Source organism: Billgrantia ethanolica (assembly GCF_021404305.1).
Taxonomy (GTDB): Bacteria; Pseudomonadota; Gammaproteobacteria; order Pseudomonadales; family Halomonadaceae; genus Halomonas; species Halomonas ethanolica.
In genome coordinates, this window is record NZ_JABFTX010000002.1 from 259,302 (window position 1) to 273,360 (window position 14,059).

Sequence of the window (14,059 nt, forward strand, 5' to 3'; positions counted from 1 at the left end):
AAGTTGCCGAATCCCAACGTTTCGTTGCGCTGCGTTTCTGGAGCCAAATGGATCTCGCTACTTATCTTGAATCTGCGGGGCCTACCAAGGAGGACGTGAGATGAAAAGGACATTACTGGCAATCGCCATCGGCGCTATTTCCGCCGGACTGGCCGGCGGTACCTTGGCGCAGGAAAACGACATCGATCTCGATGACAACGGCAACGTGGGCGAGGAGCAGGCCGCCGAGCCCCGGAATGCACAGGACGATAATGACGCCGAGACGGATGTCACGGTGGATGACGACGATCTGCCTGAGGAAGGCGACGATGCCGAGGACTACGAGGAGCTGTACGACGACGCGCCCGCCGACGACGAGGCAGCGGATGACGAGGAAGCCAACGGCGACGAGACCGTCACGGACCAGGACGGTGACCTTGAGCTGGACGTGACTGACGACGAGACCCAGGCCGATCCCGGTGACCAGGCCACTACCGCCGAGCCGGACACGGCACAGGACGAACAGGCGACCGAAGACGGGCAAGCGGCACAGGCCGGGCAGGCCGCTCAGCAGGATCCGGAAGCGGGCTTCGAAGAGATGGGGCCGGGTGACGTCGACCTGGATCCATCCATCGCGTCGCTGCAAGCAGGTGAGGTGGAAGGCATGACCGTGGTCAACATGGAGGGCGAGACCCTGGGTCAGGTCGAAAACGTGCTGCGTCACGACGATGCCGGCGATCTACACGCCGTGCTCTCGGTGGGTGGCTTCTGGATCTTCGGCGGCTCCGACGTCGCCCTGCCGCTGGCAGACATGCGGCTGGAAGGCGAGCAACTGGTGCTGCAGGACATCATCGGCCAGGACGAACTCGATGACATTGCCACCGACTATGACGAAGATCGCTACAGCGAGGTGGATGACGACATGACCCTGGCGGACGCCATGGAGCAGCGCTAGCCCTGCAGCTGACGTGGCTATCAGGAAAAAGGCAAGACCCATCAAGGTCTTGCCTTGTGCTGCGTGGCATGTCCAGTAAATGGGCGGAGCGAAACGAAGCGGCAACTCGCAGTTACCAAATTTTGCTGAAGATTTATGGGGGTTGGCTGGCGTAGCGACTATGTTCAAGAGGTGGTTATCTTTGTCGACTCTAGGAGGGAGTGAGATGAAAAGGACATTACTGGCAATTGCAATCGGCGCTATTTCAGCAGGCTTGGCAGGCGGCGCTCTGGCCCAGGACAACGCCGATGACGACAACGGTTTGAACGGCGATGCCGCGGTGGGTGAAGAGCAGGCCACCATGGACAACCAGAACGATGACGCTCTGATGGACGAGCAGGACGACATGGATGAGATGGCCGAGCCGGACGAGATGGACACCGGCGACGACCTCGATACGGCTCAAGGCGATGATCTCGACCCCATGGGGGCCGACGACCAGTTGGACGATGCCCTGCGCGACATGCAGGTCAGCGAGATCGAAGGCATGACCGTGGTGAACCAGCAGGACGAGGAGATCGGCGACGTTCAGAGCGTGGTTCGCGATGACGACACCGGCGATCTGCATGTGGTCATCACCGTGGGCGGCCTGTGGGGCATGGGCGGTACCGACATTACCCTGCCGCTGGCGGAAATGGAGCTGCAGGACGATCAGCTCGTCACCCGTCAGCCCTACGACGAGGACGAACTCGAGGAGTCCGCACAGGAGTACGATGAGGATCGCTACAGCGAAGTGGACGGCGACATGACCTTGGGCGACGCCTGGGGGCAGTGAGCCGGCACGGCCAGCGCTCCAGCTGGTACGCCTGGCGTTACGACTCGAAGAAGGCAAGGCCTCGCGCCTTGCCTTTTTATTTGCGCTGCTTTTGGCAGACTACCCTGAAGAGATCCATCTATCGGGAATGAGACGAGATGAGCGAAACCGAAAAGCCCTGGGCCGCTCCCATGCCGGAAGCGCAGTTCGACCTGATGCGGCGCATCCTGGATGCGCCAAGCCCCGTGGGGCTGGAAGCCGCCATGACCTACGGCGTGCTCGAGCCTCACTTCGAAAGCTTCGCCCCAAAGAGCTGGCACCTTCATCAGTTCAAGGGCCATGCCGGGGTGGTGTGGGACACCCATCCGGGTCGCGACGAGCTGTTCAAGGTGATGATCATCGGCCACGCCGACAAGATCCGCATGCAGGTGCGCAGCATCGGCGATGACGGCAAGGTCTGGATCAACACCGACTCCTTCCTGCCCAACGTGTTGATCGGCCACGAGGTCAAACTGTTCAGCGAGGACCCCGAGGCACCGGGTCGCTACCGCATCATCCAGGGGGGAACGGTCGAGGCGTTGGGCGCTATCCACTTCTCCGACCCGGCCCAGCGCGAAGGGCGCAAGGGCATCAAGAAGGAACAGATCTATCTCGACCTGCAGATCCACGGCGAGAACAAGAAGCAGCAGGTGCTCAATCTCGGCGTGCGCCCTGGCGACTCGATCATCTTCGACCGTCCCATTCGTCACGGCTTCAGCCCCGACACCTTCTACGGCGCCTACCTGGACAATGGCCTGGGCTGCTTCGTCACCGCCGAGGTGGCGCGGTTGATCGCCGAGGCCGGCGGTACGGAAAAGGTACGTGTGCTGTTCGCCATCGCCAGCTATGAAGAGATCGGCCGCTTCGGCAGTCGCGTGCTGGCAGGGGCGCTCGAGCCCGACGTGGTCATCGGGGTCGACGTCAATCACGACTACGTGGCTGCCCCCGGCATCGGCGATCGACGCATGCAGCCGTTGGAGATGGGCAAGGGGTTCACCATGTCGGTGGGCGCGATTGCCAGTGAACAGCTCAATCGCATCATCGAGACCACTGCCCGGGAGCACGGCATCCCCATGCAGCGTGACATCGTCGGCGCCGATACCGGCACCGACGGCATGGCCGGTGTGCTGGCCGCCATCGACTGTGCCGCCACCTCAATCGGCTTTCCTATCCGCAACATGCATACCATCTCCGAGACCGGTAATACCCAGGACGTGCTGGCCGCCATCCACGTGCTGAGCCGCACGCTGCACGCGCTGGATGCCCTGCCGGATCCCCATCGCGAATTCGTCGACAACCACCCGCGGCTCGATGAAGCTCAGCGACTGACGCACCAGGGTTCGGCCAAGCCCGAGGGAAATGAAGGCGACAAGCGCCAGGATCGAGGCCACCAACAGAAGCATCCGTCCTGACGGGGCGTCGGCACTCTTGAAGCCGCCAGACCAGGTGCTACATGATTCGAAGGCATTCCATGATGGCAAAGGAGAAATGCATGAAGCGTGTCGCGACCCTTGCCCAGTCGCCCGGCCAGCCCCGGCGTAACGCCAAGCGATTGGCACTCGCCGCCGGGTGTGTCCTGATGCTGGCGAGTCCGCTGCTGTGGGCGCATGCCCATATCGCCGCGACCGAGCCCGAGGCCGGGGCGATCCTGGAGCAGGCCCCGGAGCAGCTGGAGCTGCGCTTCGACTCGCCCATCCGCATCACCCAGTTCGAGGTCACGGGGCCGGAAGGGACGGTGGAGCTCAGTGAAGACCCGCTCGGTCCCCTGGCGGAGACCCATGGTGCCGTGCCCGCCGATACCCTGGCGCCCGGTGAGTACGAGGTCGTATGGCGCGGCATTGCCGAGGATGGCCATACCATGTCGGGCGGCTATCGCTTCGCGATTCAGGAGTAAGTGGTGGCATCGTTCGGCCTGGACCCTTGGACGGCCGGCCGAGTGCTGGCGTTGGCGGGCTTCTACGCCTCTGCACTGCTGGCGGTAGGAGGCCTGCTGTTTCGCGCTGCCTTTCCCGGCCTGCCGTCCCGCGAAGTCGTCGTTCTAGACCGCTGCACCGGCATTGCCGCGTGCTCCGGCATCGTCATGCTGCTGTTGCTGTGGCTGCTTCAGGCCGCCTACCTGGGGGGCGGTAGCTGGGAATCGGCTTTCAACCCGGTGCTGCTGGGTATCGTCGGCGAGAGTGCTCAGGGCGAACGGCTGCGCCTGGCTCTGGTAGGGTTGTTACTGCTGCCGGTTGCGCTTTGGCAGGGGGCGCCTCGCGGCGTCCGCTACGCTGTCGGCGCGCTTGGCGTCGTGCTGATCCTGCTGGCCTTTTCCCGCGTCGGCCACACTCGTGGCTCGCCTTGGCAGAGCGTGCTGCTGATGCTGCACCTGGGGCTTGCCTCCTTCTGGGCGGCGGCGCTGTCACCCCTCTACCGCATGGCCGGCAGCGCTTCGTCGGGCGCATCGGCAGAGCAATTGCTGCGCTTCGGACGCTTCGGCCTGCTGCTGGTGCCGCTGTTGCTACTCGCTGGTGGCAGCCTGGCCATGTGGCTGATGGGTGGCCGCCCGGGGGCGCTGTTGGACACAGCTTACGGTCAGCTGCTCTCGGTCAAACTGACGCTGGTGGCGGGGCTGCTGCTGCTGGGAGCGGCCAACCGCTGGTGGCTGGTACCTGCCGTGGCGCGCGACAAGCCCGACGCGTCGCTCCAACTGAGATGCAGTATCGCCGTGGAAGCCAGCCTGATGGCCATGATCGTATTGGTTGCAGCCGTACTACTGACGACCAGCTCGCCGGTGCGGTGAACGTGTGGCTCTCTCATGAAGGGCTCTCTCATGAAGAGATCATTTGTGGTAAAATGCCACAAATGATGCTATTTGCCTCGCTTGGTTGAGGATATTAAGGGAGAGCTCGACGATGAGTACTTCAAGCGTTCGTCTGGATCATGAGCTGGTCGAAAAAGCCAGTATCATGGCCAAAGCGATGAATCGCTCCACGCCCAAGCAGATCGAGCACTGGGCCAAGATCGGCGAGATGATGGAAGACAATCCCGATCTGCCTTACGAATTCGTGCGCCAGGCCATCATTGCCAAGGCCGAGCGCGAAGCCGGCAAGCTCGAACCCTACGAGTTCGACTAAGGCCATGCAGGTGCTGCAGACGCCCACCTTCACCAAGGCTGTCAAGAAGCTTCATGCCAATCAGAAACGCGATCTCGACAAGGCCGTGCGTACTCTGGTCGACAACCCGCTGATCGGTGAACTGAAACGAGGCGATCTGAGTTTTCTGCGCCTTTACAAATTCAAGATGGCCAAGCAACTGGCGCTGCTTGGCTACCATTACGATGGCGACTCGATCGTGCTGACCCTGATGGCACTGGGCACCCACGAAAATTTCTATCGCGACATCAAGCGCTGACCGATGGCTTCCTCCACCGACGCTCAGTTACTCGCCACCCAGGTCCGCCGCCTGCTCGAAGCGGCACCGGCGGCCACGCTGCCGATGACCTACCAGCAGCTCGCCGAAGCCCTGGGGCTCATTCCGCCGAGGACCATCCAGCGTGTGGCCCAGGCGCTCGAAGCGTCGATGCGCGAAGACGCCGAGCACGGCCGGCCCTTCATCGCCGCGCTGGTGGTCAGCCGGCGCGATGGCCTGCCGGCACAGGGCTTCTTCGAACTGGCCGTGGCCTTGGGGTGCTTTCCTGCGGAGCCGGCCCGACATGTCGAGGCCTATCGTGAGGAGTGCCGGCGAGCCCTTGCCGAACGCCCACCCTGAGCATGACGAAACCTGCTCACGAGCGGCGCAGCGGGTCGAGCAGGGCGCCCAGCCCGTTGTGATCGATCTCGTGCATCAGGTGCAGCAATTCCCCGATCTCGCCGGGAGGAAAGCCCTCGCGAGCGAACCAGTTGAGGTAGGGGCCCGGCAGGTCGGCGATCAACCAGCCTTCGTACTTGCCGAATGGCATCTTGCGGGTGACCAGCTTTTCCAGATCTTCTGGCTGCACGTCCATCTCCTGTCGTTGCGCTGCGGGATATCCCACCAGCAAAGGCGCCGCGGGGCAAGCGGGTGGTTTGCCGAACGCAACATACGCTTACCGGACTGGCATTGTATTGCCGTGGAGCCGGGCTAGCTTCATCAGGGAAGCCACAAGCGCTACCGCACTGCAGCCCAGCGGCGGTCAACCCCAGGAAGAGGTGGCTCGCTTTGGTGATGACTCCCTGATGGGACGCCCGGAGCAACCGGTGGAGATCGCAGGGGTGTTCGTGCTCAACCCGGGCTCATGGCGTGTCTGAAGGTATGGCCGCCGGGTCCATCCAGAACGACTCCCAGACGTGCCCGTCGGGGTCCGCCAAGGCGCAGCTGTACATGAAGCCGTGATCCTGGCGCGGATTGATATCGGCCGTGCCGCCATTGGCGCCGGCCGTCTCGTTCATTACATCCACCGCCGCGCGGCTCTCGCAGGAGAGAGCCAGCATGACCTCGCTGGCGTCGGTCGGTGGAATCGGGCGGTCGGTGAAGGTGCGCCACTTGGCGTGGGTGAGCAACATTACGTGGATCGTCTCGCTCAGCACCATGCATGCCGCCGTTTCATCGGTGAAGTGCGGGTTGTTGGTAAAGCCTAGCGCCTGGTAGAACGCCATCGATTTTTCGAGATCGGCGACGGGCAGGTTCACGAAAATCATGCGCGACATGGCAAAGCTCCATCGGGTAGAGAGAAGGGTGCTTCTCACTATCGGATGGGGCAGGGCGGTTTCGACAACCGGGCCTCACGCCTCATTCGCAGCATGGTGAACACGTTGGTGAGGAAGATCAGGCTTTCGGCGATGGTGCCACCGATGGAACCTGCCAGCAGATTACTGGCTACCCAGCACAGCGCTGCGGCGGCTAGGGTAATGCGCATGGGAATACCGCTCAGCATGAACATGCCGTAGGTGCCCAGCAGGCCGGCGGTCAGGGCCGGAATGTCTCTTGGGCCGCTCCAGGTCAGCAGGGCCACCGCCAGAGTGGCGAGCAACATGCCGAGCATGACGGCACGGTTCCCTCGAAAGCGGCGTACCAGGGCGATACGCAGCACAATCAACGCCGAGATGCCCGCTGCCACCCAGCTCTCGAACAGGGCGAACTGAGCGGCGAAGGCGACGTTGGCAAACAGCAGCAGGACGAACAGCCGGTCGTCGCGCTTGTTGGCAAACGCCAGGAGGCAGAGCGCCAAGGCGATGAGGCTGACGCCTTGCCCCAGCAGCCATCTGAGGCCGATCTCGTCCATGGGGCTTCCGTTAAGTCCAGACCAAAAGCCTGTCCGACCCTGGTGGAGCAAAGCCGCGACGGCAACGGGTTGGGAAGCGGCAACGGCGCCCGTGGGCGCCTTAGCTCGTTTTACATCTGCGAGAGCAGGTAGTTCGGCTTGCCCAGCATCTTGATCAGCCGCAGCTGCTGCTCCAGCCAGTGGGCGTGATCCTCTTCGGTGTCGGCCAGCAGGCCAAGGAGCACGTCGCGGGTCTGGAAGTCGCGCTCCCGCTCGCACAGGGCCATGGCCTCCTTGAGGGCGTCGCCTACTTCGTATTCGAGCTGCAGATCGTTGGCGATCATCTCTTCGACGTCGCTGCCGATACGCACCGGGGTGCGGGTGTGGATGTCGGGCTTGCCTTCCAGGAACAGGATGCGCTCGATCAGCTGCTTGGCATGGCCCTTCTCGTCGTCGAACTCATGGGCGATGCGTTCGTAGAGCTTGGTGAGGCCCCAGTCGGCGTACATCTCCGAGTGGAGAAAGTACTGATCCATGGCGGCGAGCTCCGCTGCCAGCAGGCCGTTCAGGGCGTCGATAATCTCTTGGTTGCCTTTCATGCGTGTCCTTCCCTTGGCGCGAGTCGTGCGAGTGCATCCATCCTAGGATGAAACGTATGGTTGGTCAATTTTCCTTGTATTTCAGTAATTTGATATTGCTTTCGTGTGCGATTCGCATTTGGCCTGGCCGTTGAGACGAGTATCCTCAAGAGTAATACTGGCGGAGGGCGCGGCTGGTCATCCTTGCGGCTAATAGAGGAGAGTACGATGCAGGTCTATACCAGCGACAAGCCGGTAGGCGTCATCAGCGATACCCACGGCCTGCTGCGCCCCGAGGCGCTCACCCTGCTCGAGGGCTGCGAGCTGATCGTGCATCTCGGCGACGTGGGCGGGGGCGACGAGGATGCCGCTCTTCTCGAACGCCTGGCCGAGCTGGCGCCGACCTTCGCGGTGCGCGGCAACATCGACACCGCCGCCTGGGCCGAGGCGCTGCCGACGACGCTGGATCTCAGCGTCAACGGCTGGCACCTGCATCTCATACATATCCTGCAGGAGTTCGACCCGGCCACGCCCTGCGATGCGGTTCTTCACGGCCACTCCCACAAGCCGCGCAACGAGTGGCAGGATGGCCGGCTGCTGTTCAATCCCGGCGCGGCCGGCAAACGCCGCTTCCGCCTGCCCATCACCCTGGGCAAGCTGTGGGCCGACGAGCGTGGCCTGCGGGGCGCCATCCTGCATCTGCCGCTTTGAAGGCAATGCCCAATACAGCAGGGGGCTTATCGGTAGCGTTCGGTGTCTATCGAGAAGAGGGCGGGCCTACTCTCTCCTTGCCACCAGCAGGCCGATGCCGGCGCTTGCCAACAGGCTGGCGCAGGTGCGGTTGAACAGCCGGCGCATGGCGGGGCGCGAGAACCAGTGGCGTAGAAAGGCGCCGAAGCAGGCATAGCCGATGATGGCCACCCACTCGAGTGCCAGAAACAGGGCGCCCAGAATCAGGAACTGGAAGGCGACGTTACCGCTTGGCGTAACGAACTGCGGAAGGAACGCCGTGAAGATCAGGATCGCCTTGGGGTTGCCGGCGGCGAGCAGGAACTCCTGACGGCTCAGGCCCCAGAGCCCCATCGGGGCGGTGACCATGCCCTCGTCGCCACTCTCGGCGCCCCATAGCTGGAAGGCCAGCCAGAACAGGTAGCCGGCGCCGAGTACCTTGATGAGCAGGAACAGCTTCTCGGAGGTGTAGAGCACGGTAGCCAGGCCCGAGGCGGCGAGGGCGATCATCACCACGAAAGCCGCCAGGCGCCCGATACCGGCCAGGCAAGCCATGCGCACGCCATAGCGTTTGGCGTTGCTCATGGAGAGCAGGTTATTGGGGCCCGGTGCCATGTTCAGAGCGAAGCAGGCCGGCACGAAGAGCAGCAGGGTCAGCAAGTCCATTCGGGCCACCAGAGGGTGCGGTTCGGCTTTCGATTCTGCTACAGCGATGACTGACACGACAACCTGACCGTATTGCTCATGCTGGCCTGACAGGAAGTGCACCGGGCCGGCAAGGCCCGGTGCAGAGCGCAGTGGCTCATGGAGTATGCAATTCCACCCGCAGCCGCTCGAGGTCCAGGCGAACGTTTTCGAAGCTGTAGAGGTCGAGAGTCATGTCCTGACTCCAGTAGCCCTTGGTCTGGTCATCCTGGGTGAAGACAAGACGCAGCGCCTGCCCCTCGTCGCCGATCAGCAGGGACTCCACTCGCTCGGTCGCCGAGTTGTCCAGCAGGTCGAAGCCGATCAGCTCTTGCAGGTTGCGGTTGGCACTGAACAGACCGCTCTGAAGGCTCACCGGTACTTCGAAGTACTCGCTTCCCACCGTCTCGCTCGCGCCATCCCGTACCCGATATTCTCCGCTTTCCGGCAGGTAGAGATCGCCGGGCAGAAGATAGCTCAGCCGCACGTTGGCCACACTGATGGGAAAGCCTTCGCCTGGACGTGTCGCTGCGCTGAGATCGACCAGCGTGACGCCGCCACCGCCGGCAACCCGCCACTCGCCGCTCTCCACGACCAGAGCGGTGCCCTCGTCGATACCTATCCCCAGCGGCATGCCGCCTTCGTGCTCCAGCATCACGGCCAGCAGCCGGCCCAGACGAGCCTTGCGGTCGAAGTGCTGGTCGATCAGGCCCGCTTCGAAGAAGCCTAGACCCTGGCGCACGATGGCAGGGCCGTGCTCCTGGTCGTTCATGCTCTCGTAGTCGTCGCGGAAGCCATGAAACAACGCTCCCCGGCTATCGCCCCCCGCCAGCATGGCGGGCGACATGATGGCAGCGCCGGCGCTGGTTCCCGCCAGCACGCCGCCCCGAGCGTTCATTTCGCGCATGGCGGTTAGTACGGGGGTATCGCTGCCATCCTCTTCCAGCAGCACGGCGGTGATACGAGTCTGGTCCCCACCCAGGAACCAGATGGCATCCAGTTCTGCAATCGAATTCGCCAGCTCCGAGTCGCGGCCGTTCTCGGCCCACTGGGATTCGTCAACGTCCTCGGTGCGGCGGTCATCCGCTACTGCCAGGGGCAGGAGGCGTATGTTTGCCTCGGTAAGGCCGATGGCGGTGAAGGCATCGACGATCTTGGCGTAGTTGCCGGAGATATTGCCGGTGGCGGCAGGCACCACCCCCAGCCGGATCTCGGAGGACGGCTTGTCGATCGGATCGATCACCGCGCGGAATACATCCTGGTGGCTCTCCTGCAGGAAGCCACCGGCCATCACCAGTGGGCCATCGGCCATTGCCGCCTGGCCGCCAAGCAGGGTGGTACCGAGTGTTAGCGCCAACAGGTAGCGTCGAAGCGTACGAGGGGTATGGGCAAGTGTATGCAGCATGTCGAGTTCCTGGTCGATACGTCGCGACCCGCCCGCAAGAGGCAGGCCAGGTAAGGTGTTTGTGACGGTGAAATCGATCAGGCTATTCGTTGTACCACTCGCTGAGAGCGGTGCGGGTGAGGGCGTAGCTGCCGGTGCGCAACACGGCATTGGTCCAGCCCTGATGGATGGGGCTGGACGAGACAAGTTGCACGGTTGAGCGAGAATCCGGCATTGGGGACCATCTGATTGTTGTTTTTTTCTAACCTACCCCCGTTTCCTCTGGCTCGCAACCGCCCGCTCCACGAAGTGGGTTTGTCATCTACGCCCCCACGGCTGCTGAAAACACACCTGTAAAAATGCAAAGCGCGCCGGAATGAAAGACAATAAGCAGGTTAACGAATGACAGGCACCCGCGAGGCGACATGAATTCCACCATCGAACTGCTGAAATCCCATCGATCGATTCGCAAATTCACCGACCAAAAGATTCCCCACGAGCTGCTGATCGAGCTGATTCGCGCCGGTCAGGCCGCCGCGACCTCCAGCCACGTCCAGGCCTATACCGTCATTCACGTGAAGAACCCGGCCAACCGCGAGAAGATCGCCGAGCTGGCCGGCGGCCAAGCCTACGTGGCTTCCGCTTCCGACTTCCTGGTGTTCTGCGCCGACATGAAGCGACCCACCGAGGCCTCCGAACGCACCGGCGCCAACGTCGTGCGCGGCATGACCGAACAGCTTCTGGTGGCCAGCGTGGACACCGCGCTGATGGCCCAGAACGTGGCCATTGCCGCCGAATCCGAGGGGCTGGGCATCTGCTATATCGGCGGCATTCGCAATAACCCCCAGGCCATCAGCGACCTGCTGCACTTGCCCGAGCACGTCTACCCGGTTTTCGGCATGTGCCTCGGCTACCCGGACGCCGACCCGGACGTCAAACCGCGCCTGCCGGTGGAGGCGATCCTCAAGGAGGACTACTACAGCGACGACAGCGAGCTGGTCGCCGCCTTCGACGACGCCATGCAGAGCTACTACGGCCAGCGCCGCGGCGGCAACAAGGAGAGCAATTGGTCGAAGAACCTTACCCCGCTGTTCGACAGTAAACTGCGCGCTCACATGCGCGAGTTCCTCACCGAGCGTGGTTTCGAGATGAAGTAACAGGGTCTGCTGTGTGAGAGGCTTCGTTGCTACCGAATGTTGCGAAGTGTTGACTGGCCGATGAATACAGGCTAAACCACTTACTATGGGTGAGGACGTCAGTCCAAGCCCCAGGACTCAATGCTGAGTCCTCGATCACAGGACCATAGAGGCTCCCTGACTGGCGGCTCACTTGCTGAGCCGGAGGCGGGGGGCTTTTTTTTTGGAGGCGCTTTTTTCATGGGACGATTGCGTTCCGCCGATGCATGGGCCGTGGGTATCTTATTCTCTCGAACTGGCGTGACATCCGTCATCGAGAACTCCCAGTTCAACGGAGCCCTGCTGGCGATAGAGGAGATCAACGAAGCCGGGGGAATACACGGGCGTCCGATCGAGCCGATCTGCTACGACCCCGCTTCGGTAGTGAGTCGCTATGGAGAGCTGGCAGAGCGTCTTCTTGCTGAAGATGGCGTCAACGTCATTTTCGGCTGTTATATGTCTTCCACGCGCAAAGAAGTGCTGCCGATTATCGAGAGGCGCAATGCTCTATTCTTTTACCCCACCCTATATGAAGGGTTCGAGTATTCCGCCAACGTCATCTACAGCGGCGCCGTACCCAATCAGAACAGCGTCCCCCTGGCCAGCTACCTGCTGGAGAACTACGGGGGCCGGTTCTATTTCGTTGGCTCGGATTACATCTACCCCCGCGAATCCAATCGCGTCATGCGCAATATCCTGCGTCAGGGGGGGGGCGAGGTTGTGGGCGAACGCTATGTCTCGCTGGAAGCCGGAGCGGAGGAGTTTGCCAGCGTGCTGGGGGAGATCGAGGCCCTGGCACCCGACGCCATCTTCTCCACTGTGGTCGGCACCGGCACCGTAAACTTCTATCGGGCTTACCTGAAGGCGACCAATGTCCACAAACGGGCTCCCATCGCAAGCCTTACTACCAACGAGGCTGAGGTGGCGGAAATGGGGGCAGAGGCAGCAGCCGGACACATCACCGCCGCGCCCTATTTCCGGAATATCAAGTCGGCGGCCAACAGTCGATTCCTCGAGCGCTACCACAAGCGGTTCGGCACCGTCGATACAGTGACCAGCTGCTGCGAAGCGGCCTACTTCCAGGTGCATCTGTTTGCCAATGCGCTGCGCCTGACCGGCTGCATGGATACCGACCACCTGCGTGAAGCCCTGCGCGGCGCAGAGTTCGATGCCCCGCAGGGACGAGTGAAGATCGATCCTGACAACAACCATACCTACCTGCATTCGCGCATCGCGAAGCTGGATGAGCAAGGAGAATTCGTCGTTGAGCTGGAGGTCAGGCGCCCGATCAAGCCTGACCCTTATCTGGTGGTACCAGCGCTCAACGACTGGAACTTCAGGCTCACGCCAATGAAGCAGGGCTTGGGCAACTGACAGGGAGACTGGATGGCAACGAGCAACATCATCCGTGACGTGCGTGCCCTGAGGGTGCTGGTACTGCATCCTCAGGACACCCACGCTGAAGAGCTGCTGCAGCAGATCAGGCGTATCGGCTGCAGGGCTGAGGCAAGCTGGCCGCTGCCAGGCAGCTTGCCGGCGGGCGTGGACGTGGTGTTCGTGGAGGTCAAGGAAACCATGCCGAAGGGGCTCGATACCCTGTTCGGTGGTGAAACCCAGGATCGCCCTACGCTGATCGGGGTGGCCGGCTACGAGAATCCATCGGTGTTGCAAAACCTGCTTGAACTCAAGGTCGATGCCGTAGTGACCAAGCCCCTGCGGCCGTACGGGGTATTGAGCAGCATCGTCATGGCTCGACGGATCTGGCAGGAGTTTCGCGCGGTCGACAAGCAGATAGCGCAGTTGAAGGACAAGGTGCAGAACATCCAGAAGGTGAGCCAGGCAAAGTTCATCCTCATGCGACTGCACCAGATAACGGAAGAGGAGGCATACAAGATCATACGGTCGCAGGCAATGGCCAAGCGAACCACCACCGCCGAAATTGCCCAGGCGATCATCAACGCCGATGGCATACTCGGAAATATAAGCACAAAAAAGATCATCTACGAAAATAACGATAACGCCAATAAAGCTACTGGCTATGACGAAGTAGACTCGTAGATATTTCCTGGCGAGGAGAGCTTATGTTACGAAAACCCATTGAATTGTACGTCTAACTTCAGGTGTCCGCGCTTCTGTATTGCGCTTGCTGACGTTTTGCTCGGCGCGAATCTTTTCGCCTGGAGCATGCGGCAATGGTGCCGTTTGATAGGCGTTTTGCAGGCTAAGTTAGTTTAAGAAGCTGGGTTTGTGTTGCCTGTTGGATATAAATCATACCTGCTTTACAGAGCGGGGTAATATGTTTCGTTCAGTGTTTTAATTTGTCGGTTAGAGATCCGCAAATAATACTTGCAAGAGTGTTGGAGTTGTTCTTAAAGTTAAGCAAGACCCGGTGCCGACAATGTCACAGGGTCTACAACAGGCAGAGAAGCCCCTTGGTTCGCGATCATCAGTCGCAGCTGAGGGGCTTTTTTGTTTTCCAAGAATAAAAAGCGCCTGGCTGGTGCAGCGGGCACAGAAGGAGA

Annotated in this window: 18 protein-coding genes; 12 read left to right on the forward strand and 6 right to left on the reverse strand. The window is 61.6% G+C overall.

The window, feature by feature from the left end; translation table 11 throughout:
• The first annotated feature begins 100 nt into the window (after positions 1-100).
• The 8 genes from HOP53_RS10050 (at position 101) to HOP53_RS10085 (ending at position 5,516) form a co-directional block, all read left to right on the forward strand.
• On the forward strand, positions 101-934 hold the full coding sequence (locus HOP53_RS10050) for a PRC-barrel domain-containing protein (RefSeq protein ID WP_234269901.1): 834 nt from the start codon (positions 101-103) through the stop codon (positions 932-934).
• A gap of 205 nt (positions 935-1,139) precedes the next feature.
• Entirely contained in the window at positions 1,140-1,748 is a 609-nt protein-coding gene (locus HOP53_RS10055) for a PRC-barrel domain-containing protein (RefSeq protein ID WP_234269902.1), read from the forward strand.
• A gap of 137 nt (positions 1,749-1,885) precedes the next feature.
• Positions 1,886-3,178: a M20/M25/M40 family metallo-hydrolase gene (locus HOP53_RS10060; protein ID WP_234269903.1), complete on the forward strand. Its 1,293-nt coding sequence runs from the start codon at positions 1,886-1,888 to the stop codon at positions 3,176-3,178.
• An 80-nt stretch (positions 3,179-3,258) separates the two neighbouring features.
• The gene (locus HOP53_RS10065) at positions 3,259-3,660 is read left to right on the forward strand and encodes a copper resistance CopC family protein (RefSeq protein WP_234269904.1); all 402 of its coding nucleotides are present in this window, start codon (positions 3,259-3,261) and stop codon (positions 3,658-3,660) included.
• Between the two features lie 3 nt (positions 3,661-3,663).
• Positions 3,664-4,548 carry a CopD family protein gene (locus tag HOP53_RS21655; RefSeq protein WP_234269905.1) on the forward strand — a complete coding sequence of 295 codons (885 nt, stop codon included), beginning with the start codon at positions 3,664-3,666 and terminating at the stop codon, positions 4,546-4,548.
• 112 nt (positions 4,549-4,660) lie between these two features.
• Positions 4,661-4,882: a TA system antitoxin ParD family protein gene (locus HOP53_RS10075; protein ID WP_010626725.1), complete on the forward strand. Its 222-nt coding sequence runs from the start codon at positions 4,661-4,663 to the stop codon at positions 4,880-4,882.
• A 4-nt stretch (positions 4,883-4,886) separates the two neighbouring features.
• Positions 4,887-5,159, forward strand: a complete 273-nt coding sequence (locus HOP53_RS10080; RefSeq protein WP_234269906.1) for a type II toxin-antitoxin system RelE/ParE family toxin — start codon at positions 4,887-4,889, stop codon at positions 5,157-5,159.
• Between the two features lie 3 nt (positions 5,160-5,162).
• Positions 5,163-5,516, forward strand: coding sequence for a hypothetical protein (locus HOP53_RS10085; RefSeq protein ID WP_234269907.1), 354 nt, complete (start codon positions 5,163-5,165; stop codon positions 5,514-5,516).
• Between the two features lie 16 nt (positions 5,517-5,532).
• Here the strand turns inward: HOP53_RS10085 and HOP53_RS10090 are convergent, their stop codons facing one another.
• The 4 genes from HOP53_RS10090 to bfr form a co-directional block, all read right to left on the reverse strand.
• Positions 5,533-5,745, reverse strand: coding sequence for a DUF3820 family protein (locus HOP53_RS10090; RefSeq protein WP_234269908.1), 213 nt, complete (start codon positions 5,743-5,745; stop codon positions 5,533-5,535).
• A 274-nt stretch (positions 5,746-6,019) separates the two neighbouring features.
• Positions 6,020-6,433 carry a VOC family protein gene (locus tag HOP53_RS10095; protein WP_234269909.1) on the reverse strand — a complete coding sequence of 138 codons (414 nt, stop codon included), beginning with the start codon at positions 6,431-6,433 and terminating at the stop codon, positions 6,020-6,022.
• A 38-nt stretch (positions 6,434-6,471) separates the two neighbouring features.
• On the reverse strand, positions 6,472-7,008 hold the full coding sequence (locus HOP53_RS10100) for a YgjV family protein (RefSeq protein WP_234269910.1): 537 nt from the start codon (positions 7,006-7,008) through the stop codon (positions 6,472-6,474).
• Positions 7,009-7,118: 110 nt separating this feature from the next.
• The gene (gene bfr, locus HOP53_RS10105; protein ID WP_234269911.1) at positions 7,119-7,586 is read right to left on the reverse strand and encodes a bacterioferritin; all 468 of its coding nucleotides are present in this window, start codon (positions 7,584-7,586) and stop codon (positions 7,119-7,121) included.
• Positions 7,587-7,793: 207 nt separating this feature from the next.
• Between bfr and HOP53_RS10110 the strand changes: the two genes are divergently transcribed.
• Positions 7,794-8,276 (forward strand): metallophosphoesterase family protein, encoded by a 483-nt coding sequence (locus HOP53_RS10110; protein WP_234269912.1) that lies wholly within the window; start codon positions 7,794-7,796, stop codon positions 8,274-8,276.
• A 66-nt stretch (positions 8,277-8,342) separates the two neighbouring features.
• On the opposite strand, the gene HOP53_RS10115 is transcribed toward HOP53_RS10110, so the two are convergent.
• A complete protein-coding gene (locus tag HOP53_RS10115) occupies positions 8,343-8,960 on the reverse strand; it encodes a LysE family translocator (protein ID WP_234269913.1) in 618 nt (205 codons plus the stop codon).
• Between the two features lie 136 nt (positions 8,961-9,096).
• A complete protein-coding gene (locus HOP53_RS10120) occupies positions 9,097-10,383 on the reverse strand; it encodes a cyanophycinase (protein WP_234269914.1) in 1,287 nt (428 codons plus the stop codon).
• Positions 10,384-10,787: 404 nt separating this feature from the next.
• Between HOP53_RS10120 and nfsA the strand changes: the two genes are divergently transcribed.
• The 3 genes from nfsA (at position 10,788) to HOP53_RS10135 (ending at position 13,595) form a co-directional block, all read left to right on the forward strand.
• A complete protein-coding gene (nfsA, locus tag HOP53_RS10125; protein ID WP_234269915.1) occupies positions 10,788-11,519 on the forward strand; it encodes an oxygen-insensitive NADPH nitroreductase in 732 nt (243 codons plus the stop codon).
• 219 nt (positions 11,520-11,738) lie between these two features.
• Positions 11,739-12,911 carry a transporter substrate-binding domain-containing protein gene (locus tag HOP53_RS10130; RefSeq protein WP_234269916.1) on the forward strand — a complete coding sequence of 391 codons (1,173 nt, stop codon included), beginning with the start codon at positions 11,739-11,741 and terminating at the stop codon, positions 12,909-12,911.
• Positions 12,912-12,923: 12 nt separating this feature from the next.
• On the forward strand, positions 12,924-13,595 hold the full coding sequence (locus HOP53_RS10135) for an ANTAR domain-containing response regulator (protein WP_234269917.1): 672 nt from the start codon (positions 12,924-12,926) through the stop codon (positions 13,593-13,595).
• Positions 13,596-14,059 lie beyond the last annotated feature (464 nt).